21 protein-coding genes are annotated in these 22,020 nt (G+C 46.7%); 2 read left to right on the top strand and 19 right to left on the bottom strand.

Annotation, left to right across the window (positions count from 1 at the left end):
- Nucleotide 1 precedes the first annotated feature (1 nt).
- The 17 genes from nuoK to hemH all read right to left on the bottom strand — a co-directional run bounded on the left by nuoK (nucleotide 2) and on the right by hemH (nucleotide 18,530).
- Complete coding sequence (gene nuoK / locus C6H04_RS02005) at nucleotides 2-304, bottom strand: NADH-quinone oxidoreductase subunit NuoK (protein WP_104732181.1); 303 nt, start codon at nucleotides 302-304, stop codon at nucleotides 2-4.
- Nucleotides 301-843 carry an NADH-quinone oxidoreductase subunit J gene (locus C6H04_RS02000; protein WP_104695244.1) on the bottom strand — a complete coding sequence of 181 codons (543 nt, stop codon included), beginning with the start codon at nucleotides 841-843 and terminating at the stop codon, nucleotides 301-303. Before C6H04_RS02000 ends, nuoK begins: the two co-directional genes overlap by 4 nt.
- A complete protein-coding gene (nuoI, locus tag C6H04_RS01995; RefSeq protein ID WP_104695243.1) occupies nucleotides 836-1,468 on the bottom strand; it encodes an NADH-quinone oxidoreductase subunit NuoI in 633 nt (210 codons plus the stop codon). The genes C6H04_RS02000 and nuoI overlap by 8 nt, the downstream gene beginning before the upstream one ends.
- A gap of 9 nt (nucleotides 1,469-1,477) precedes the next feature.
- A complete protein-coding gene (gene nuoH, locus C6H04_RS01990; RefSeq protein WP_104695242.1) occupies nucleotides 1,478-2,467 on the bottom strand; it encodes an NADH-quinone oxidoreductase subunit NuoH in 990 nt (329 codons plus the stop codon).
- Complete coding sequence (locus tag C6H04_RS01985) at nucleotides 2,464-4,758, bottom strand: NADH-quinone oxidoreductase subunit G (protein ID WP_438940236.1); 2,295 nt, start codon at nucleotides 4,756-4,758, stop codon at nucleotides 2,464-2,466. The genes nuoH and C6H04_RS01985 overlap by 4 nt, the downstream gene beginning before the upstream one ends.
- The gene (locus C6H04_RS01980; RefSeq protein WP_104695240.1) at nucleotides 4,755-4,997 is read right to left on the bottom strand and encodes an NADH-ubiquinone oxidoreductase subunit E family protein; all 243 of its coding nucleotides are present in this window, start codon (nucleotides 4,995-4,997) and stop codon (nucleotides 4,755-4,757) included. Before C6H04_RS01980 ends, C6H04_RS01985 begins: the two co-directional genes overlap by 4 nt.
- Nucleotides 4,994-6,223: an NADH dehydrogenase (quinone) subunit D gene (nuoD, locus tag C6H04_RS01975; protein ID WP_104732179.1), complete on the bottom strand. Its 1,230-nt coding sequence runs from the start codon at nucleotides 6,221-6,223 to the stop codon at nucleotides 4,994-4,996. Before nuoD ends, C6H04_RS01980 begins: the two co-directional genes overlap by 4 nt.
- A complete protein-coding gene (locus tag C6H04_RS01970; RefSeq protein WP_104732178.1) occupies nucleotides 6,223-7,020 on the bottom strand; it encodes an NADH-quinone oxidoreductase subunit C in 798 nt (265 codons plus the stop codon). Before C6H04_RS01970 ends, nuoD begins: the two co-directional genes overlap by 1 nt.
- On the bottom strand, nucleotides 7,013-7,537 hold the full coding sequence (locus C6H04_RS01965) for a NuoB/complex I 20 kDa subunit family protein (protein ID WP_104695237.1): 525 nt from the start codon (nucleotides 7,535-7,537) through the stop codon (nucleotides 7,013-7,015). The genes C6H04_RS01970 and C6H04_RS01965 overlap by 8 nt, the downstream gene beginning before the upstream one ends.
- Complete coding sequence (locus C6H04_RS01960; RefSeq protein ID WP_104732177.1) at nucleotides 7,519-7,923, bottom strand: NAD(P)H-quinone oxidoreductase subunit 3; 405 nt, start codon at nucleotides 7,921-7,923, stop codon at nucleotides 7,519-7,521. Before C6H04_RS01960 ends, C6H04_RS01965 begins: the two co-directional genes overlap by 19 nt.
- A gap of 125 nt (nucleotides 7,924-8,048) precedes the next feature.
- Nucleotides 8,049-10,580 carry a DNA polymerase gene (locus C6H04_RS01955; protein WP_233711821.1) on the bottom strand — a complete coding sequence of 844 codons (2,532 nt, stop codon included), beginning with the start codon at nucleotides 10,578-10,580 and terminating at the stop codon, nucleotides 8,049-8,051.
- Nucleotides 10,581-10,590: 10 nt separating this feature from the next.
- Nucleotides 10,591-11,235 carry an FAD-dependent thymidylate synthase gene (thyX, locus tag C6H04_RS01950; protein WP_104695234.1) on the bottom strand — a complete coding sequence of 215 codons (645 nt, stop codon included), beginning with the start codon at nucleotides 11,233-11,235 and terminating at the stop codon, nucleotides 10,591-10,593.
- Between the two features lie 9 nt (nucleotides 11,236-11,244).
- A complete protein-coding gene (locus C6H04_RS01945) occupies nucleotides 11,245-12,558 on the bottom strand; it encodes a transposase (protein WP_233711818.1) in 1,314 nt (437 codons plus the stop codon).
- Between the two features lie 2 nt (nucleotides 12,559-12,560).
- Nucleotides 12,561-13,973, bottom strand: coding sequence for an aspartate ammonia-lyase (aspA, locus tag C6H04_RS01940; protein ID WP_104695233.1), 1,413 nt, complete (start codon nucleotides 13,971-13,973; stop codon nucleotides 12,561-12,563).
- 67 nt (nucleotides 13,974-14,040) lie between these two features.
- Nucleotides 14,041-16,863 (bottom strand): cytochrome c biogenesis protein CcsA, encoded by a 2,823-nt coding sequence (locus tag C6H04_RS01935; protein ID WP_104732175.1) that lies wholly within the window; start codon nucleotides 16,861-16,863, stop codon nucleotides 14,041-14,043.
- Nucleotides 16,853-17,488, bottom strand: a complete 636-nt coding sequence (locus tag C6H04_RS01930; RefSeq protein ID WP_104695231.1) for a SoxW family protein — start codon at nucleotides 17,486-17,488, stop codon at nucleotides 16,853-16,855. The genes C6H04_RS01935 and C6H04_RS01930 overlap by 11 nt, the downstream gene beginning before the upstream one ends.
- A gap of 58 nt (nucleotides 17,489-17,546) precedes the next feature.
- The gene (hemH, locus tag C6H04_RS01925; RefSeq protein WP_104695230.1) at nucleotides 17,547-18,530 is read right to left on the bottom strand and encodes a ferrochelatase; all 984 of its coding nucleotides are present in this window, start codon (nucleotides 18,528-18,530) and stop codon (nucleotides 17,547-17,549) included.
- A gap of 206 nt (nucleotides 18,531-18,736) precedes the next feature.
- Here hemH and C6H04_RS01920 point away from each other — a divergent pair, with 206 nt between their 5' ends.
- On the top strand, nucleotides 18,737-19,417 hold the full coding sequence (locus tag C6H04_RS01920; RefSeq protein WP_104732174.1) for a 16S rRNA (uracil(1498)-N(3))-methyltransferase: 681 nt from the start codon (nucleotides 18,737-18,739) through the stop codon (nucleotides 19,415-19,417).
- 387 nt (nucleotides 19,418-19,804) lie between these two features.
- On the opposite strand, the gene C6H04_RS08300 is transcribed toward C6H04_RS01920, so the two are convergent.
- Nucleotides 19,805-20,056 carry an SEL1-like repeat protein gene (locus C6H04_RS08300; protein ID WP_104695228.1) on the bottom strand — a complete coding sequence of 84 codons (252 nt, stop codon included), beginning with the start codon at nucleotides 20,054-20,056 and terminating at the stop codon, nucleotides 19,805-19,807.
- Nucleotides 19,963-20,334, bottom strand: a complete 372-nt coding sequence (locus tag C6H04_RS07890) for an SEL1-like repeat protein (protein ID WP_158653546.1) — start codon at nucleotides 20,332-20,334, stop codon at nucleotides 19,963-19,965. The genes C6H04_RS08300 and C6H04_RS07890 overlap by 94 nt, the downstream gene beginning before the upstream one ends.
- A 537-nt stretch (nucleotides 20,335-20,871) precedes the next feature.
- On the opposite strand from C6H04_RS07890, the gene C6H04_RS01910 reads away from it, so the two are divergent.
- Nucleotides 20,872-21,840, top strand: coding sequence for an SEL1-like repeat protein (locus C6H04_RS01910; protein ID WP_158653803.1), 969 nt, complete (start codon nucleotides 20,872-20,874; stop codon nucleotides 21,838-21,840).
- Nucleotides 21,841-22,020 lie beyond the last annotated feature (180 nt).

Genomic DNA, 22,020 nt, shown 5'->3' with positions numbered 1-22,020 from the left:
ACTAGCCTTTCATGCGATTCAGTGTGTCGATGTCTAGGGTCTTGTGCTTTTTAAACCAAAGGATTACCAGCCCTAAGCCTACAGCCACTTCGCCTGCAGCAATGGCTACCATAAACAACGCTACAATCTGCCCATTGATATCTTGTATGTAGTGTCCAATGGCTACAAAGGCAACATTGATAGCATTGAGCATGATTTCTGTAGAGAAGAAGAGCATGAGAATGTTTTTGCGACGCAACATACCCGTCAAGCCTATACAAAACAGCAAAGCGCAAAAGACTAGATAATGGGGCAGATCGATCACATGTTTTCCTTTGAGGTGGGGTTAAAATGGCTTTTACGTAGGGCGGTGGCGATGCCTCCCACCAAAGCAACCAAGAGCATTAAACCACTCACCTCAAAGGCGAGTAAGTATTTGGTAAAGAGCGCGTAGCCGACCAGCTTTGTATTAGAAACCTCGCTAGGCGTGTTATTCAATGCGTCTTTAAGAAAAGAGGCATACTCTCCTACAAAGGGTGCGCCTAAGATCAACACCAGCACAATTGCCATGCACGCCCCCAAAAACACCACAATTTTAGGTGCATGCGCGCGCTCAATGACTTCTTCTGAAGCATTGAAAAACATCATCCCAAAGGCATACATCACGATCACCGCGCCCACATAGACAATGATCTGCACCACGCCCAAGAACTCCGCACCTAATAAAAAGAAAAACGCCGCAATAAAGACCATTGCCACGGCGAGTGCGCTCATCGCATATAGGATATTCTTAGTGGTGATCACCACCAAGGCCATGCCCAGAGTGATGATTGCAAAAAAATAAAAGGCTATGGTATCAAGCATCTTTGTTTTCCTCTTTAGGAGCTTCTTCTTTAGACTCGCTGGCATAATCTAGGGGTGTTTGTTGCAAACGCGTGTGTGCATCCACACTGGGCGCGCCAAAGCCAGCAAATTCTACATGGCTATGATCTTGCGCGCTTTGCACATCGGTTAAAAACTCTGCTTTGCCTCCAAATTGAGAGCGTTGCACACTGCTATTTTCAAAGCGTTGTCCCATCACAATCGCCAGCTCAGGACACACCTCCGCACATAGTCCGCAATAAATGCAACGCCCCAAATTGATAGTGTAGCTATCGATGTGCTTGCGCTCGTCTGCACCTTTATGGGTGATGATGCGGATGCAATTACTAGTGCAAATCTTTTCGCACAACCCGCATCCAATACAGCGCTCAGAGCCCGACTCTAAAAGTCTTTGCAAGTGATGCACGGCACGATAACGCGGGCTCAAGGGCAGAACCTCCATAGGATAATGAATGGTAACATCCTTGCTAAAAAACTCTTTGATAGTGAGTCCTAAGCCCTTGAAGAGGTCCAGTCCAAAGGTGGATTTGAGTGTACCTAAGAACTTTTGGGGAGGAGTGGCAGGTTTTTGTTCCTGCGTGATCCATTTGTAGCGTTGTTGCGCCATGCTTTCTCCTTAGATTAAGATGACAAGCCCAGTAACCAAGATATTGAGCAATGAGAGGGGTAGCATGATCTTCCAGCACAAACGCATGAGTTGATCAGGGCGCACATGCGGGAAAGTCGCGCGCGCCCACATTGCCAAGAAGACAAAAAAGCACACCTTGAGCAAGATTGCCACCCCCCCTGGAATAAAGCCTATAGGATTATACCCTCCAAAGAAAATCAGCGAGATCACAAAACAGAAGGCGAAAAGATGGGCGTATTCGGCTAGAAAGAACATTCCCCATCTTAGCCCGCTGTACTCGGTACAAAACCCAGCCACAATTTCGGCTTCGTGTTCGAGCAAATCAAAGGGGGTGCGATTGAGCTCGGCATAACTGGCCACCAAGAACAAGAAAAAGGCTAGAGGTTGTTTGAAAACCAACCAATGCAAGATTCCTCCAGCTTGGTAATTGTTAATTTCAATTAAAGAGAGCGAGCCTACTACCATCAGGGGAGCTAGGATCGTCAGCGTGCTCACTACCTCAAAGCTCAATAACTGGATGGCCGCGCGCGCTGCTCCGATGAGAGAATACTTACTATTAGAAGCCAAGCCAGCCAGCAGGGGCGCGTAAATCCCTGCTGCACCCACGGCTAAAAAGAAGAGCAGACCGACATTGATGTCTGAAATGATGGGCCGAATCGTGTATCCAAAGAGGGTGAAATCCCCAAAAAAGGGAATGGGTGCCATAGAAACAAAAGCACTCACCATAGCGATGACAGGCGCGACCGCAAAGATGAGGCGGTTGGCATGCTGAGGGATCACATCTTCCTTACAAAAGAGCTTGATCGCATCAGCAATCACTTGTAAGAGCCCAAAGGGACCAACATAGGTCGGTCCTAAGCGGCGTTGGAAGATTGCTAAAACCTTGCGCTCTAAGTAAGTGGCAAATGCGCCCAAGCCTGCAAATACCAGCACTACAACCAAAATTTTGATGCAGGTTTCTATGATCTCAGCACTCATGTGCGCTCCAACTCTAGGGTACTAAATAGCCCCTGGGCAAAGATCCCCTGTGTGTCTAAATTGGGGCTCACCATAAAAATTTCTTGCTCGAGGCTGTGATCCACATAAAGTGTTCCCTCTAAACTCTGATCACCCTTTTTCAGACGCACACAAACACCCTCCTCTAGTCCCAGCTTTTCTAGGTGTGCCGGAGAAACATAGACCCCCGCTTTGAGCTGTAATTGGCTACTCTGTAAAGTGGATGTGCCAAACTGGGTTTCGGGGTATTTGCAATAGGCATTAAACTCGCTAGGCAAGATCGCTTGAATGGGTGTAGCAGAGGGGGTGGGGGTGGCGTAGTGAGGGGTGTCTAGTTTGTAGCCTCGCTGGTTAGACTTATCATTGCTGTAGAAGTTTTTGAGATGATCGTAGATAATGGGCTTATAACCCTTTTCTTGGGGGAGTAAATGAGTGTAATCTACCAAGCTTTCCCCAACACAGCCAAAATACTGGGCGATATCGCTCAGATCAAAGCCCTCAAAACGCAAAGCGGGTCTAATGGGTAACAAACGCCCCTCAAAATTAGTTATACTCGCTTCTAATTGGTTAAAACTGGGCAAAATGAAATCTACCTTACGCGCACCCTCATTATCACAATCTAAAGTGTAATCCCCCTGAGTGCGAATCCCTACACTAGGAGACTCCATTGTGGGCGCGTCCAAAGTGCAAATAGAAGCGATGCCTAGCGCATTGCTACTAGGGGGGACTAAGATCACTTGACAACGCGCGGATAGCTCTCTTAAAAGGAGGGCGATGTTAGAAGCACGCGGGTGGGTATAGAGTTCCTGCCCGGCAATGAGCACGATTTTAGAGGCTTTAGCGATCAGAGTCTGCATTTTTTCAAAATCACACTGAGCCAGCCCAATGGATTCTAACATGGCGTAGTAGGGTTTCTCGCCCTCGCTTGAGCTCTCCAGGAGGGGCTGTAAGCTGGGATGTTCTAGCCCTAGGGCGTGCAGAATTGCGCCTAGCACAATCTCCTCAGCTTGGGGGGCGTGGGTGAGGGGTAGGACTGCGCGGCAAATCTTATTGATCGCCTTGTCGATGATGGGGTGGGCGTAGATAAGCGCACTGCCCTTATTGACCTTGAGCGCATTGGCGATGGCGTATTTAATCAAAGGATTTTCTGTACGGATTTTAGAACCCAAAGTCAAAATAAGATTAGCCTGCTTGATGTCTTCTAAATTGCCAAAAGCGCTCGGTTGGAAGATATTTAAGAAATTTTGAAACGCGCGCACTTCCTCATTGACAAGTTTAAAACCTAGTTCTTGGCGCAAATGCTCCAACAAATAAGCCTCCTCATTGCTCGCATCTCCCCCGATATACACCACCTTAGCCTCTTGGAATTTTTGCACGGCCTGCTCAACGTGTGCACTTCCCTTGGGGCTGGAATGCACATCAAAGGCAAAACGCCCCGCGCCACAGATGGGGTTATGGTAAAAATCATTGCCCACCCGAAAGATTTTGAGTGTATCGCCCAAAGTGTCAAAGTGGCGCACTTCATAGCTAATATAGCATCCAGCTGCACAATGTGCGCAAGTAGAGTCAATGCGTTTGAGTTCCCACGCATTCGCGCTGTAGCTAAAATCCTTATAAACAATCGCGCCCACTGGACACACCGCGATACACTCTCCGCAATCAAAACAAGGCGTGTCACCCACAAAACCGATCATCCCCTTTTGTTTGCGACTCCACACGCTGAAAGGGTCTTTAGGCATGCTGGTTTTGAATTTATCTGGAGCGTGCAGATCCGCTTTGATTGCCTTTAAATTGCTATCCCCGATATTATCACTACAAGTAGTGACGCAACGCTCACACATGATGCACAAGTTAGGGTCATAAGAAGCCTGCGCCCAAAAGGCGAAGGGTTTTAAATTGTCGCGCACGGCAAAGGGCTGGGTGTCTACCTGCATACGCATGGTCATGTCCTGCAATTCGCACTCCCCGCTCTTATCACACACCCCACACTCTAAAGGGTGGTTGACATCATAAGTTTGCATGATCATCTTGCGCTCGGCTACGATCTCTGGTGTGTTAGTGCATACCTGCGTGTTGGGCTTGGCTTTGGTGTTACAGCCATAAACGCGTTTGCCATCCACCTCCACCATGCACATCTTGCACGCCACGGTGGGGCAACACCCGCTTAGATAACAAATGGCGGGGATGTAAACCCCCGCACTCCTAGCAGCTTCTAAAATGGTTTGCCCCTCTTGAAACGCGACTTCCTGCCCATCAATGTTAAAAACCATCAAGCCCCCTTTTTGACCACTAAGGTCCAATCCACGCGATTAAAGCGCAGAGAGTTCATCAAAGTATCCCCCCTAGCCTTGACAAACTCTGCACTCTGCTCCACTAGATCAAAATCTACCACCTCAACCATGAAAATCACCACCTCGCCCACGCTCACACTGCTATCCAAGATCTCCCCCAAGCGCTTCAACACCACCTCGTTAGTTTCATCTCTCAAGTGGCGTAAATCAAAACGCCTCATCGATCCACCTCTCCAAAGACGGCATTACTCGATCCGATGATGGTTACTGCATCTGCTAAATACTGCCCCACAAGCACATCTTGTAGTGATCCGATGTGGAAGAAACTAGGAGCGCGGATTTTCAAGCGGTAAGCATAAGGGTCACCCTCCGAATGGATGAAAAAGCCTAGCTCGCCCTTGGGCGATTCAGTGGGCGCATACACCTCGCCTTTTGGGGGGCGCATGCCCTGAGTTACCAGCACAAAGTGTTGCATCAAGGCGTAGTTTTGGGTCATGATGTCTTCTTTGGGTGCGCTGATGTAATCGGGAGCTTTAGCCATGATGGGCGTGTCTGTGGGCGCATACATGGGGATGAGTTGCTCTAAGATACGCAAGGATTGCTCGATTTCATACATGTAGAGCAAGTAGCGATCGTAAGAATCCCCATTAGAACCCACTGGAATATCAAAGTCCAGCTCTGGGTAAAGCTCATAGGGTTCTTCCTTGCGTACATCATAGGCAATTCCGGTGGCGCGCAACATGATTCCACTCGCCCCCCATGATTTTGCCATCTCTTGGGTGAGAGTACCTACATTCTCTAGGCGCGCGCGCCAAATGCGGTTGCTATCTAGTAGCCCACTGATGAGTTTATGGGTGGCGCGCACTTCTTTGATGAAGCCTTGCAAACTCTCACACCAATGAGGGGGTAAGTCCATCGGCACTCCCCCGATGCGAATGGCGTTGTGTGTGAGTCGCGCCCCACAATAATCCTCCATCAAGTCCAATCCATATTCGCGCGTTTTAAAACAATAGAGAAACACCGACATCGCGCCCACATCTAGGGCATGCACGCTCAAGAAAAAAACATGGGAGATGACGCGGTTGAGCTCTAAAAGCATGGTGCGAATCACCTGCGCGCGTCTAGGGATTTCTAGCCCGATGAGTTTTTCCACCGCATAAGCGTAAGCGTAGTTATTGCTGGTAGAAGAAGTGTAATCTAGGCGATCTGTAGTGGGCATGTATTCATTATAGGTCATGTTTTCGCCCAATTTTTCACACCCGCGGTGCAAATATCCGATTTCTGGGGTGGCTTTGGTGATCTTCTCTCCGTCTAACTCCAAGATCAGGCGTAGCTGTCCGTGCGAAGAAGGGTGCTGGGGACCAAAATTAACCACCATTTTGTTGCCATCCTGCTCAAAGAGCACATTTTCAAACTGGGGTTTGAGTTTGGTAAAAATCTGTGCCATTAGGGTCGCTCTTTGAGTTCTGTGGGCTCGTTGGTATGTAGGTCTTTGACAAATAAGGATTTTTGGAAGGCGTGCTTGCCCGGGTTATCCTCAAGGCTCAAGCCCTTAGCTTGTTCATGCCCCACTTTAGAGAAGTTGAAGGTATCCTTCTCATCTACGCGCGCGCTGTCACGCTGTTCGGGCCCGATAATCTCGCGGTATTCCTTGCCAAAAATCTTATCCACCTCATACCATGCGGCGTGTTCATCGCCTTTGAGCGGGTAGGATTTTAACAAGGGATGGCCCACCCAATCTTCAGGCATCAAAATACGGCGCAAATGGGGGTGGTTTTCAAAAACAATGCCAAACATATCATAAGCCTCGCGTTCACTCCACAGCGCGGACCTGAACAGATGGCTTAAGGATTCCACGCTCTCTTGTGCACCCAAAGTGCATTTAACGCGCACGCGCCGCTTGTCCACAAAATTAGGCAAGTAAGAGGCAAATTGATAAAAGAGCTCGAATTGATCACGCTGGGCCAAAAAGTCGATCGCGCTCATTTCGCTTAGAGTGCTATAACCCACTTTTTTAAGCACGGCAGCCACCCCTGCTATATCTTGCTTTGCCACCCAAAAGACCGCACAACCAAGCTCAATATAGCTTTCTAAAATCTGGTGTGCATAACTGAGGTGGTTATAGATAACTTCATAGGGCGTGCCCACGACGGGGGCTTTGGGTGTGCCCCTAACCACATGAAAGCGATCGGAATAATGCACCTGTTTTTGCACATTGGCATTAGGACGCTGCTTTCTAACCATTTGTGATCCTTGCTAGACTTTTGCGCGGGTCGGTTTTAATCGCCTTAGTGCGGCGGATTTTATCCTGCAAGACCATCAAGGCGTATTGCAAAGTTTCCGGGCGAGGGGCGCAACCGGGTAGGTAGATATCCACTGGAATGATGCGATCCACACCCTGCACGGTGGCATAAGTGTTGAACATTCCCCCCGTGTTCGCACATGAGCCCATAGAAATTACCCACTTAGGTTCGGGCATTTGGTCGTAAAGGCGACGGGTGAATTCGGCGTGTTTTTTGGTGAGAGTGCCTGCGATGATCATCACATCGGATTGTCTAGGCGAGGCTCTAAAAATAGTTCCAAAGCGATCAAAATCAAAGCGCGAGCCCCCCGTAGCCATCATCTCAATCGCACAACAAGCTAACCCGTAAGTGAGAGGCCAGAGCGAATTACTGCGCCCCCAGTTGAGCAGGTGGTCTAAAGTGGTGAGTGCGATGGGAAGTCCGCTATTTTTAAGGTAATTTACTGCATGCTGTGCCATTCTAGCGCTCCTCTCTTTAAGGCATAAACAAAGCCAATCCCTAGCAAGGCGATGAAACTCAACATCTCCATAAAGCCAAATAGCCCCAAGTCTTTGAAATCTAATGCCCACGGAAACATGAAGACGATCTCCACATCAAAGAGAATGAAAAGCATCGCCATGACATAGAATTGGTGGCTAACGCGGTTCTGTTGTTTGAGGGCTAGGGGTCCACACTCATAAGCGGCAAGCTTGAGTTTTTCGTTCTTGCGCTGCGCCATCGCGCGACTCACAAAGCGCTGAATCTTTAAAGTCCAGTTGAACACCACAAAGCTAAAGACCAAGAGAACAAACACCCCAAAGTAGGGATGCTCTACCACACCACTTGTTCCCACCACTAGCTCCATATCATGATCTAAACGAGTTATTAAAGCATAATTTCATTAATGCAAACTTTGATGGAGTGGAGAGTAGTAGATCATCACATAGCGATCAAATGTATCTCAAAGATTAAAATGACTAGAGGATGCGCTCAACTCTTCAAAACTCCCCAATTTGGCGCGATGCTGGTGTGGCATTCTAGGGGAACCTTAAGTGGGTAAATGCTCTCCATCAAGTCTTTGAGCTCTTTGGCTAGAGTGGGTGCTTGCGCATGGGGTGTTTCTAAAATGATTTCATCATGCACCTGCACTAACATGCTGGTTTGAGGATATGCAGCGATGTGCGCGCTGATTTTGAGCATAGCGAGTTTAACCAGATCGCTTGCACTGCCCTGAAAGAGGGTGTTAACCCCTTCACGTAAGTATTCGGCTTGGAGTTTGGGATTAGCATGGGTGAAGTCAAAATGGCGTTCATGGCCTAAGAGCGTGGTGATTTTGCCCTCTTGTTGTAACTGCGTTTTGGTTTGCTCTAAAAAGTCTTTAATAGTGGGGAAGGTGCTAAAGTAGCGTTCAATGTAGTTTTTGGCCTCTTGTTGGCTGATTTTAAGCACCTGTGCCAGGCGTTTGGGTCCCATACCATAGAGCAAGGCAAAATTAATGCTCTTGGCGGCATGGCGTTTAGAGGGGTCATTGAAAAGAGCTAAAGCGGTGTTAAGATGAATATCCTCCCCTTGCAAAAAGGCGTTAATAAGATGTGTATCCGCGCTGAAATGGGCTAGAAGTCTGAGCTCAATTTGGGAGTAATCCAGTCCTAACAATGCAAAATCAGGCGCACTAGGGATGAATCCAGTCGCAATTTTTTTACCCAGTGGGGTGCGTATGGGAATATTTTGCAGATTGGGATGGGCAGAGCTGAGTCTAGAACTTGCGGTGGTGTGTTGGTAAAAAATGGTGTGGATTTTACCATGCGCGCTTTGGGTAAGCAAGGGTTCTACATAGGTGGATTGGAGTTTAAACACCTCGCGATATTCTAAGAGGGTATCTAGCAGTGTAGCGACCTCCACGCCTTGAATGCATGCCCCCTGATAACTCTCTTGCAGGGCTTTTAAACTGGCTTCATCTGTAGATAAGCCCGTCTTGATCTTCTTAACCCCCTTAGCCTGTAACCCTAAGTGTTGGTAGAGAAACTGCGCCCATTGTTTGGTGGAATTGACATTAAGAGGGGTGTGTGCTAGCGCGTGGATTTTAGCCTCAAGGCCGGTTAGAGTCTGTTTAAATTCCTGGCATAAGTCTTGAAAATAGACCCGATTCACGCTAAAGCCATGCACTTGCATGCGCAATAAGAGATTTAAAAGCGGATACTCTAGCGTGCGGGCGAGTTCTAAGAGTGCGGGGCTTAATGTGTTTATGTAGTGAGTATAAGCGGTGGCAATAAGCTGTGCGTTGCGCTCTAACATCCAAGCATTTAAGGGGACATTGGGTTTGCTCTCAAAGGCTTCTAATCCGAATAACTTAGCCAGCGCGCTGATCTTAGGTTCTAAACTCGAACGATCTAACCATGCTAAGAGCGCGACATCCGCGTAGTTTTGTGGAGGTTCTAGGGAGTAAAGCTGGTTCAGCGCAAGAAAGACTTCTTTGATCTGGTAGCCTATGAGTTTGCAGCGATAGAGTGCTTGTATGCATGCTAGAGCTTGGGGAGCTTGCAGATCTAAGAGTAGAAAAGAGTGCGTGTTCTCTAAGTCTAAAATCCCTAGGCAATTTTGTTCTAAACAGATGACAAGTGGACGCGCTAACGCGAGAAAATCTAGGATTTGCTCGGGGGTGTTAGACTGGGGCTTGGGCGGTGTGGAAGTTTGGGGTGCACGGGCAGGCTCGATCTGTTTGAGTAGAGCAAACATTTCATAGTGTTCTAGCGCGTCTGCAATGCGTAATAGGGGGTTTTCCTGAGGAAAAGGCTTTAAGGGGGGTGGTGCGCTAAAGAGTGTGTTCTCTAGGGTAGCAAGTTGTCGGCTCAGAAAGGCTTGTTCTTTATCTCTTAAGAGCGCATGTTGTAATTTAGAGGGGAGTTTTACCTCTGTGATCCCCCTAGTTTCTAGGGTATGGTAGAGATTTTCTAAAGTCCCAAAGGCCTGAATCAGTTTAGCGCCATAGGTAGGCCCAATGCCCTCTACTCCCTTGTATCCATCGCTACTATCCCCAATCAAGCCCTGGTATTGCACAAATTGATGGGGGTAAATGCCATATTTTTCTAGGCATTCCTCTATCCCTTTGAGTGCATGGGTGCTTGGATCGCATAAGAAAACATGTGGATTCACTAATTGATAAAAATCCTTATCCATACTAAAAATGCGCACTTGTTCTTCTGCAAAACAAGCACACAGGCTTGCAATTACATCATCGCTCTCATACCCTTCAACACTGAAGACATCTAGCTCCATGGCCTTGATCCACTCCAAAATGATGGGTAATTGTTCCTCTAGGCCGGGTGGGGCAACACGATTAGCTTTATAGGCGGGGTAGAGAGTTTTGCGCTTATTGACTTTGCTTTCCAGGGCAAAGACAAGGTGATCGCCTCCGCATTTATACACCAGTTGCACCACACGCACAAAGGCACTCAGCCATGCAGTGTTGGTGCCCGTAGAAGTGCGTAAATCCTGTAGGTGGTAGTAGAATTTAAAGAGCAGACTAAAAGTGTCAACTAGATGGAGTTTCAGATGTGTCCTTTAAACACGCACTAAAGAGATATTGGTGATCTTGAGGCAGGGCCTTGTAAAGCGCAAAGGCGAGTTGGCGGATCTCCCAAAGTGCTTTAGAGTCCGTGCGCAAGGAGAGAAAATTCTGCAAACTGCGTGCGTTCACGCTAAAAGCTAAGCTGGTCTTATAACTCTCTGGCATGGCGAATTTGGCGTAGTCATTCTTGACATGGCTGCTAATCAAGAGGCGTAGGTTTTCTAGCGCCTGCACGCTGGCCTTATCCACCGCCTCTACCCCCGTGAAGACCAAGAATTTTTGCGCGCGTGTTAGATTTTCCTCATAAAGAGGTAGAAAACTCTCTTCTTGTTTGAGTTCACTCAAGGTGTAGCGGCTGGATTTAACGGAGAAACTTGCCATGCGATGGCGCGCGAGTTCTTGCAAACAAGCGCGGCTAATGTCCTTGATCTCAAAATTGTAAAACAAGTGCTCTAGGGTAGAGTTATGGCGGTATTTATTGGCGACACGATCGATGAGTTCTAAATCTTTGCGCCCACCTCCATCGCTGTAGGCAAAGCTTTGGTAACAAGTGCGGATGGCTTCATAGCAACAATGCAGCGGGGTGGCGTGTTTAAGAGTTACTTGCATGGCTCTTCTTTATTCGTCGTCATTATTCTGTTCTTCCAAGAAAATGGGGATTTGAGATCGGGGAGTGGCGTTAGAAGGCAAAGACATGGGTGTAAAGCTCAGGTTCTGAGGTGTGTAAATAGTGTTGGTGTAGATAATCTGGTTGTTGCGCAAGGGTTCGCTGAAATAACGCTCTTGCATACCATAGACACGCGTGAGCATGTGTTCTAGAGCGTTCACACTGGCATAACCCACCCAATCATAGGCCAAATTCACCCCCAAGATGGAGGCATATTGGTATAAGTATGGATTGATGGGGCCAATGGCACTTGCTAAATAGAAATGCTGGCGATCTTTGGGCTGGGTGAGCATGAAAAGAGCTAAATTGAAATTGATCTGAGAGGAGAGCAACATATGAGGGCGGTTAGTCCGAGAGAGGAGACTCATTTGAGAGAGGAGAAGCCCTGTTTTGACGATGGGAGTATTGAGCATCACCACGGAGCCCTTGAGATACTTGGCTTGATTTCTCAACTCGAAAGAAAAGCTACTGGCCTTTTTAAAGGTGATGGTGTCTTGGTGGAGAATGGGTGCACCTAGTTCCTGCACACTCTTGCCCAACATCGCGCCCCTAAAGCTATCGTCATTGTAAACCACCATGGGTTTGTGCCCGCTCAAGTCCACAAGCATGCTAATTTGTTTAGCAAAATCAATTCCCCCAAAAATCAGCGTAGAGGGCAGGTCCATGAGCTTTTCTAGCTGATCTTTGTGTGCGCTAGGCACGATGGTGGGCAGGCTTAGGGGCGTTTTACTGATGAGATTTTGCACCCCATGCTGTGTGAGCAGGGCGATCACAAAGGGAAAGTGTTCGGCCACAATGCTTTGATACGCTTGCTTTAAACTCTCGGAGTCTTCTTTTCTGCTGTCAAAGACTTTAAAGATAAAATTCTGCTCTTTGAGCGAAAGGTAAGCCAGAATAGCGTTGATCGCAGTGTTACTATACTTGCCCACCACTTCTTTAGGCACTAAGAGCGCAACCTTGTGTAAAGCACTTTGAGTGGGCTCTGTTTTGGTGTTATCTTGTGAGGCAATCGCTACCCTTGGGTTGAGAAGGTCGCTGATAATGGTGTAGTTGTCTTTGAGCTGAGCGTCTTCACTGGCTACATAGCGTGCCATGAAGGAAAAAATTTTGCCATCCGCATAAAGCCTTTTTAGACAATCCTCATTACAAGGCTCTAAGGGCATGACAATTTGTTTAGCCGGAGGCAGGGGCGAGAGCATGCGCGGGCGCACACCCGCATGGACTAGGAGCGTGCTACACGCCAAGACAAGTAATGCTAATCTCAATTTTAGTCTTTGTGCTTTTTGAAAGCGTGAGGAGAGAGCATGTTTTCTGGCTGGAAGATTTCGGCTAGCTGTTCTTTGGTGAGGAGTTTACGCTCCAATACGATGTCGTGCACAGACTTACCTGTGTCCAGGGCTTCTTTGGCGATTGAAGCAGATTTTTCATAGCCAATGTGAGGATTGAGCGCAGTAACAATGCCGATGCTGTTGAACACATAATCATGGCAGATTTTTTCATTGGCAGTGATACCATTGATACATTTTTCCACTAAAGTGCGGATGGCGCGATTCAACATCACAAAGGAGTGGAAGAGTTTGTAGGCAATGACGGGTTCAAAGACATTGAGCTGTAATTGTCCTCCCTCAGCAGCCATAGCTACGGCTAGATCATTTCCAATGACAGAGAAACAGACCTGATTGACCACTTCGGGGATGACAGGATTGACTTTACCAGGCATGATAGAACTCCCCGGTTGCATTTTGGGCAGGTTGATTTCATTGAGACCCGCGCGCGGACCTGAACTCAAGAGGCGCAGATCGTTGCAAATTTTAGAGAGTTTGATCGCCACGCGTTTGAGTGCACCACTCACTTGCACATAAGAACCCGTGCTCTGGCTAGCTTCAATGAGATCGTGGGCAATAGTGAAAGGTCTGCCTGTTACTTCTTGGATTTTCTTTTCCACAATGCGTTTGTAATCAGGGTGGGAGTTAATGCCTGTTCCAATCGCTGTCCCACCTAAATTAATCACGCGCGTCCAGTTGCGTGCGTCTAAAATGTGCTGGATGTCCTTTTCTACCATCGACACAAAGGTTTCAAATTCTTGTCCTAGAGTCATGGGCACAGCATCTTGGAGCTGAGTGCGCCCCATTTTGAGAACATGGGCAAATTCTTTGGCCTTGCGAGCAAAGGCATCTTTGAGCACCTTGAGCACTTGGGTCATGTGGTCTAGGCGTTCGTAAATTGCAATCTTGAGTGCGCTAGGATAGGCATCATTAGTCGATTGTGATCGGTTCACATGATCATTGGGGTGGCAGTATTGGTATTCTCCCTTTTTATGCCCTAGATATTCTAGAGCAACATTGGCGATCACCTCGTTCATGTTCATGTTGGTGCTTGTGCCAGCGCCCCCTTGAATCATATCCACTACAAATTGATCTTGATACTCCCCATCGATGATCTTATCGCATGCATGGCAGATCGCATCTTTGATCTTGATCTCAATGAGGCCTAGTTCAGCATTGGCCAGTGCGGCAGCCTTTTTTACTTGCGCAAAGGAACGGATAAAAATGGGGTAATTCAGCAAGCGGTCATGGGTGATGTTGAAATTTTCCACAGCTCGCATGGTTTGAATCCCATAGTAGACACTATCGTCGATTTCCATCTCACCGATAAAATCGTGTTCTTTTCTAGTTGCCATTAAATCTCCCTTAGTATTAAAATTGAAACGCACTATTGTAGCCACTTAAGATTAATTATGGCCACAGCTAGATTTTAGGCATCACAAGTCGGCGTTTCCAGCCCGCCACAATAATGAGAACAAATGTGCCTGCCACGAAAAAGTAGAGGAAACTGGGGATGGGGATGGGATCGCCTGCTGCGTAGCTGTGCATGCCCGAGAGGTAGTAATTCACTCCAAAGTAGGTCATTAAAATAGAATAAAAGCCGATCACACTTGCGCTTGCAAAGACATAGGGCATGAATTCAAAGCGCAAAAAGCGCAGGTGTAAGATTACGGCATAAACCGCGATGGAGATCAGTGCCCATGTTTCCTTCGCATCCCAACCCCAATAACGCCCCCAAGACTCATTAGCCCACACGCCCCCTAAAAAATTCCCCACGCTCAACATCAAGAGCCCTAAGATCATACCCATTTCATTGATCGCACTCAAAGAGCAGATCGTACTATCGATATTAGGGCGTTTAGGACTTCTGAGCACGAAGAGTAAGAGGGTTAACACCCCTAAAATGAAGCACAATCCCAAAAAGCCATAGCTGGCTGTGATGATGGACACATGAATATTGAGCCAGTAGGATTTGAGCACGGGCACAAGATTGCCAATTTGAGGGTCCATAAACCCTAAATGTGCCACAAAAAGAGAGATACCTCCAAGAAAACTTGAGGCGCATAGGGCTAAATTGGAGCGCAAAATGAGCCCAGCTATAATGGCCGCCCATGCGATGTAGAGCATGGATTCGTAGGCATTGCTCCAGGGCGAGTGCTCGCTCACATACCAGCGTAACAAGAGACCGGCCGTGTGCGCTAACGCACAGAGCAAGAGCGCACCATAAAACCCCCAATGCACCCAAGCCTTTGGAGGCTTGTTTTGAAAAGTAGCGCTCAACACCACCACCAATAAAAGGAGTCCTAGCACAATATAGGGCAGAGTGAGCATGTTGAAGAAATTGCTATGGTTTAAGAAAATCTCTGCATCGACCTTAGAAGGACTTAGAGTTAAAGAGCTATGGGCGCGTTGGTAAGCACCAAGGGCCTCTAAAGTGCGATTCACCTCTGTCCACTGGTTGGAATCCACGCCCGCATCAAAGCCTGTAAAGAGATCGCGCAAAATATCTTTAGCCGTCTTGGCTAGGTCTGCATCTGTGCTCTTGAGTGCGTCGGCAGGAGAGAGCCAAGTTGTAGAATGTTTTTCAGGAAAAACTTTTAAAATCGCCCCGCTGAAAATGGTATACATCCAATTGACGCGCTCATCTACTCTGAGTACATCCTTATCAAATTCGTCGCGATCTTTGGGGGATTTTTGGTTAATCTCTTCGACATAGTTTTGTAACTTATACCCATGGGGACCAAAGATGTCGATAAAAGCCACACGTGCTTGATTTTTGGGCACCCCCAGAATTTGGCGCAATTTAGGTGTAGAGGTGTAAATCATTTTGATGCTCTTGTAATCATCGGGATAGAGCATCAGCCCTAACATCACCTGGATATTGTCCATGCCCTTAAAACCATCCTGCTTGGTGATTTTATGGATGAGGTCCATGCTCAAAGTGTCTAGGGGCTTGATTCGCCCATCAAAACCTTGCACCTGTAGGCGTTGGAATAGTCTTAATTGTCCCTTGGAATGCGCCTTGAGATTTTTCATGCGCGTGATAATACCAGCATTGTGCGCGGCGACTTTTTGCTGTTCAAGCGCGGCCTTTCCCATGTCATTGAGGGGGGTGGGAGCACTCTTGCCCCCATGCATGTCGATTTTGCCCTCTTGAGCGCGCAAATGCACACCTCCAAAGCCCAGTGCGCACGCCAAGAGCAGGCCCGTAATTTTTTGGGACTTGAGAAAGAGGGATAGCCTCTGAAATCGCCCACTTCGACTAAAGAGAAGCGCAATCGCACCTAGAATTAAGCCCGCATAACCGATGTAGGTGATGGTCTTACCCGGGTCTTTATTGACAGAGAGAATGGTACCTTTTTCATCGCGATCGTAAGAAGTTTGGAAAAAGCGGTATCCGCCATAATCTAGGACATGATTCATAAAAATACGGTAAGGCTTGATGAGCTTGCCCTGGTCGTCTAAAATCTCCACTTCTGAGGCATAGGAAGAAGGACTCATGGAGCCTGGATAGCGCTCTAGCTCAAAGCGTTTGAGTTTGAGCGCAAAGGGGAGTTTTTTAGTCGTTACTCCCCAATTGATCGCAATGCGCACACCCGAGAAATCCGCACTCACGCTTTGACCTTCAATACCGGGCCCACCCGTGATAGCATACAGACGACTCTGCCCTCCATAAGTTACTTTCAGCTCTAAGAGGGCGCGGTTATCTTTTTTGTCTGCACTTTGTTTGCGCACACTTAAGGGTTCTAAAATTAAGGGCTGGTTATAAACCTGTATCCTTTCTATGGGCAAATGCCTAGAAAAAGGAGAGAGCTCGCTCTTAAGGGCGGTGTAAAATGGAGGAACATCCGGCTTGCTCACCTGGATATTCAAATAGGTGTCGCTGGTGGTGATGCTATTGCTTGTGGCTGCTTCGCGGATGTGCATGGTCGCCTCAAACCCAAAAAAGCGCGTGATCCCTGCGCCAACAATAATCACCACGAAGGAGAGATGAAAAAAAATACTTACCCAGCGTTTACGCTGGAAAGCTTTAGAAGTGATGAGTGATCCCAAAATGAGAACGAGCAAATAGGCGTGCAAAGCGTTAAACCACCAAGTGTGGTAAACCACAGCCTGGGCTGCAGGCGTGCCATAATCATTCTCAATAAAAGTTGCCAGTGCACAAGCAGTGGCATAAGTGATCATCACTGGAATCGCCGCCCAAAACGAACCTAAAAAAAAGCCTAAAAACGCCCTAAGCTGCATTGAGTTCCCTGGTGCGTTTTAAAATATAGGCACGGAGTTTTTGGATAAATTCCTTATCGTCCTTAATCCCCTCGTCCAAACCTTTACCGATAAATTCCAGGACAGCTAAAAATTGTTTATAGGGCATGTAGCCGGGGAGCTCGTAGATAGTCTTGCCATCGGGATTAGCAAACACAATGGTGGGAGTAGAGCCCACATCGTAAATGGAAGCTAGCTCGGATGTCGGGAGCTTGAACTCTTTATTGTGATGCACTCCTCCCACCTTAAAGCTGTGCATTTTGGAATAACTGATGTTGATATAGTAAGCGCTGTAGTGGGCCTTAATGAAGTTCCTGAGGACCTCGTGCTTTTTAATGTCTTCTTTGAGCAATTCACAATACGAACAGCCATTTTTGCCAAAAACCAAGAGCATGTACTTGCCATTAGGAGCAATATTTTTGGTGTCTGAAAAGACATCTTCGAGCCCTGCATAGCTCTGTTTGTCTAAATTATTCGCTTCTTCGAGAGCTTGCGCAGAACTGCTACTGCCCTGGCTGATCATGCTCTCATCAATAGTATCGTCATCGGCAATAGCAAAACGTGTTAGGGAGAAGCAAGTCAAAAACAGCAAGAAAAACTTACGCATGATAAATCCTTTTTTAAAATTTTACTAGGGGCCCATTGTAGTCTTCTAGGGTAAAGCTTTAGCTTAGAATAGTGCGCGGCGTGTGTGCGAGGAGGTCCAAGATGGCTTTGGCGAAGTCTGGTTGATCATTTAAACAGGGGCATACCAAGTATTCTTTGATAGCTAATCGCTCTGCATCAAGGCGGTATTGAATCTCCAATTCGTAGAGGGTTTCAGAATTATCAATGCTAAAGGCGAGGGGGTAGATAATGATATTGCTCTTGCGATGGGATTCGATCACCTCTGCTGTGCTGGGTTCTAGCCACTTCATAGGGCCTAACTTAGATTGGTAGGATAATTCCACATGCTTAAAGCGCAAGGAAGCTTGGACAAGCGCGCGCTTGAGTAAACTCACATGATGGACGCATTCGGCCTGGTAGGGATCACCCTCCAAAACTACGCGCTCGGGCAAGCCATGCACAGAAAAAATGAGTACAAAGTCCTCAGGTGGTCGCCCCTTTAGTGTGTTGGCAATGCTGTGCACAATGGCTTGATTATAAAGCGCATGCGTGTAAAAGCGCTCAATACTAGAGAGAGTAGGGGTATAGTTGAGTGTTTTGAGCGCATTCAAGGCATCTTGCATGGAAGAGAGTGTTGTAGTGGTGGAATACTGGGCATACATGGAAAAGAAGGTCAAATGTGTAAATCCCTGATCCTGCAATTGCGCTAGCACATCGAGGGCATAGGGAGGAGTGTAGCGCATCGCATAAGCATAATGTCGGCTGGGGTCTAGCGTGCGCAATCTCTGCACCAATTGTGCGCTGAGGGCCGAAATAGGAGATTTGCCCCCCAGACGCTCGTAAATGGCGCGCGACTTGGAAGCCCTACTTTTGACAATGAAGTGTGCGACCAGTTGACGCAGGCGTGCGTTTCTAATCGAGAGAATGCAGGGGTCATTAAACATATTGCGCAAAAATACCTCAACCTCTTGGAGGTTATTAGGCCCGCCCATGTTTAACAAAACAACAGCTTCTTGGAAATGTGAAGATATCAAAGTGTCCATGTCATTATTTCTAATCACAGCTAAAGTTAGGGGCTTTAGCACGCGGATGATAACAATAAAAGCCCAGTGAAAACCCGCGCAAACACAAACTCACGGGTCTTAGCGCCCCACTTTTCCTATTATACTACAATTTTGTGCTATTCATCTTAGAATAGGGCTTCCATGGTCTTGAATGCCCTGGTATAGAACCCATATAAAGAGAACACATGCAATTTAGTTACCATCCCCATGCAGGACAAAGCGAAATTATGGTCGAGGGAGAGCTTTACAGGCATCTGTATTTGAGTCGGCGCACGCAAGCGCAAGCTATCTTGCCATTTAGAAATCTTGAAGATAGCAATCTTTATCTTTATGCCCACACTAGCGTGCATAAAAAACACGCATGCTTACATTTGTTGGAAACGCGCCATGCCCCCAAATGCCCCGCGCACCAAGTCCATTTGATTTGGGCACTCATCGCCCTTAAGGAGATAGAGCGCGTGTTACCCTACCTTAATCAAATGGGTGTGACTAAGATCAGTTTTTTCTACGCCCAATACAGCCAGCGGCAGGAATTATGGGGGACTCGCCAATTTGAACGGCTTAGAAAAATCTTGATTGCTTCTAACCAACAAAGTGGGCGCAGCGATTTGATGCGCCTGGAGCTATTGACAAGCACCCAGGAAGCTTTACAGATGTATCCAGAGGCCAAAATTTTAGATTTACAAGGTCGTAAAACCCCCCAGCCCAGCCATTTAGAACAGGGTATGCTCATCGGACCAGAGGGAGGATTTTCTACACAAGAACGCCAACTCTTTGAAACAAGAGAAATTTACAGCGCACCCAACTCCTTTATCTTAACAAGTGAGGGAGCGGCGTTGTGGCTTAGCGCATTAGGGATGAGCTGATATTAAAAAGTGACAAGCCTCCGAAAGCTACATTGTCAAGAAATTGCACTCATCGATCAACTTTGCTAATAAGAGCTACAAAAAAGTGAAGAGGGTGTTCTCATGCTCACAATCTTCCTTTTACCAGCCACGCCGTAAAGCCCCTAGCTTTAGCTATGGGGATATAAGGCTAGCACCAGCATGGCTGTGCTAATATTTGTGCAATCAAGGGGTAATACCCTTGGGGTTGGGGCATCAACCTTTGGAATAGGGAACGTAAGACTCCAAACGGAGCTGTCCTGCTTGAAGCCGCGATCTCCACTAAAGTTAGAATCCCCTAACTTTAGTTATGGGAGAGTATGTCAACACATGTAGCCAACTACCACCATAGCTTCAAGCTTGCGGGCCTCAGAGCGCGAGTGGTAAGAACACTAATGCTTGGTTAGAGTGGGGATATATCGCCTGTTTAAGGTGTTCAGCCTTAGCGCAATCCTCATGAGTAGCCCCTCTCCAATCTGTCTTACAGGCTTTTTGGTAGTAATAAAGTGCCTTTTTCAAGTCCTTAGTTACCCCTCTGCCATATTCATAGGCTTCTGCTCGGATGGAGAATTTGAGACAATTAGCATCATTACAATTATCGTGAAACTCTTCGCGATCCAATAAGTAGGCTGTTTGGTTGTGTTTGAGGGCTTTTTCAAATCTCTAGTCACCCCTTCATTGCCTGTAATACGCATCAGCACTCCCCATTTCCCCGCTCTTTTCAAGTATTCTAAGGCTTTATAGACATCTTGTTCCACTCCTTTAAGTCCACCAAGATGTAAAGACCCAGCCATGGCATAACCCTCCGCATAGCCTCTATCTCCTGCTTTTAAATAATACTCTAGGGTTTTTGTGTAATTTTCACTCTTAAAAGCTTTTTGTGCGATTGTAAAATCCAAAGCACCCTCCTTTGCCCACAAAAGTACCCATAGACCGACTAATAATACCCTGTATAAATCCTTAAAGCGCATATTTCTCCCAAGCATAACCCGATTTATCTTTGAGAGCTCAAAAGTATCGTGAGATACTCAATAATCTCTTTTACTTACATCAGCTTTATCATCACACTCTCTTATGATTGTGGTGTTGCAAACCAAATGGGCGAGGTTAGAGCGTGTTTGAATGAGTGCCACTTATGCTATGAATCGATTAATGCTGCTAGACGCGCAACTTTAACTATGGCTTTTTGGTGTAAAAGCAAAGAAAATTTTTAAGGCTACGGCGCATGAATAGCAAATGAAGCAAGCGAGCTTACGGGTATCTCTACATTGACTGAGATGGCTGGCAAAGCGAAAAGTGTGTAGGGTTTCAGATTAGGATCATGTTTCTGTGTGCTAGTATAAGGACACCCCTAAAGGGGTTAGGGAGGGAGAATAAAAATGAATTTACTGAATAGTTGGAGTGTAAGAAGAATGGTTTGGTCTAGGATTATTTGGTTGATCAGGAAATTGGGATTCAACTTTGGTTTTAAGGGAGATAAAGTGGTGAATGCGGATAAAGGTGATCTTAAAAAACAGTATTTTTCTATTGCTTCAGAGGCTGAGGTTAATGGAGATTATTCCAAAGCCTTGCAATACTACCAAAAGGCAGCAGATATGGGGCATGCTGTGGCTTACAATAATTTGGGGATTATGTATGCTAAGGGCCAAGGTGTGGTGCAAGACTTTTCTAAAGCCCTAGAGTATTATCAAAAAGCTGCGGATATGGGAGTTGCTGTGGCCTATAATAATTTAGCGGGTATGTGTGAATATGGTCAAGGTGTCCCTAGAGACTACAAAAAGGCTATTGAGTACTACCAAAAAGCAGCAGATATGGGAGTTGCTGCAGCTTGTTATAATTTGGGGGGTATGTATGAATATGGTCAAGGTATTCCACAAGATTATCAAAAAGCTTTGCAATGCTACCAAAAGGCAGCAGATATGGGGGATGTGAGCGCTTGCTGTAATTTAGGGTTCATGTATGAGAAAGGTCAAGGTGTTACACAGGACTATAAAAAGGCTTTTGAACATTATAAAAAGGGAGCGGATGGAGGGCATGCTGAAGCTTGTTTTAACTTAGGTCTGATGTACAAGAGCGGTCAAGGTATTCCACAAGATTATCAAAAAGCTTTGCAATACTATCAAAAGGCAGCAGATATGGGGGATGCTAGTGCTTGCTGTAATTTAGGGTTCATGTATGAGAAAGGTCAAGGTGTTACACAGGACTATAAAAAGGCTTTTGAATATTATAAAAAGGGAGCGGATGGAGGACTTGCTGAGGCTTGGTATAACTTGGGGGTTATGTATGAATATGGACGTGGAGTTGGTCAGGATGAGTTGGTGGCGCGACAATATTACCAAAAGGCTTGTGATATGGGGGTTGAAAAGGGCTGTGATAGGGTAAAGCAGTTGAGCTGCCAGAACTAGGTTGGGGAGTGTATAAAATAGTTGTACCATTGAGAGTTACGAAAGCTGACCATGGTTTAATCTTGGTTGATGGTATAGGCAAACACTAGGATGAGCTCTAAACAATCAAAGTAGCTATGAAAAAGCCAACTTATTCGAATCATACCAATGTGCCCTAAAGTGTGAACCACCCACCAAAGA

The sequence above is a fragment of the Helicobacter salomonis genome, assembly GCF_900197775.1.
GTDB classification, from domain to species: domain Bacteria; phylum Campylobacterota; class Campylobacteria; order Campylobacterales; family Helicobacteraceae; genus Helicobacter; species Helicobacter salomonis.
The sequence above is the reverse complement of the archived record's forward strand: the minus strand, read 5'-3'. Positions and strand labels throughout refer to the sequence as shown.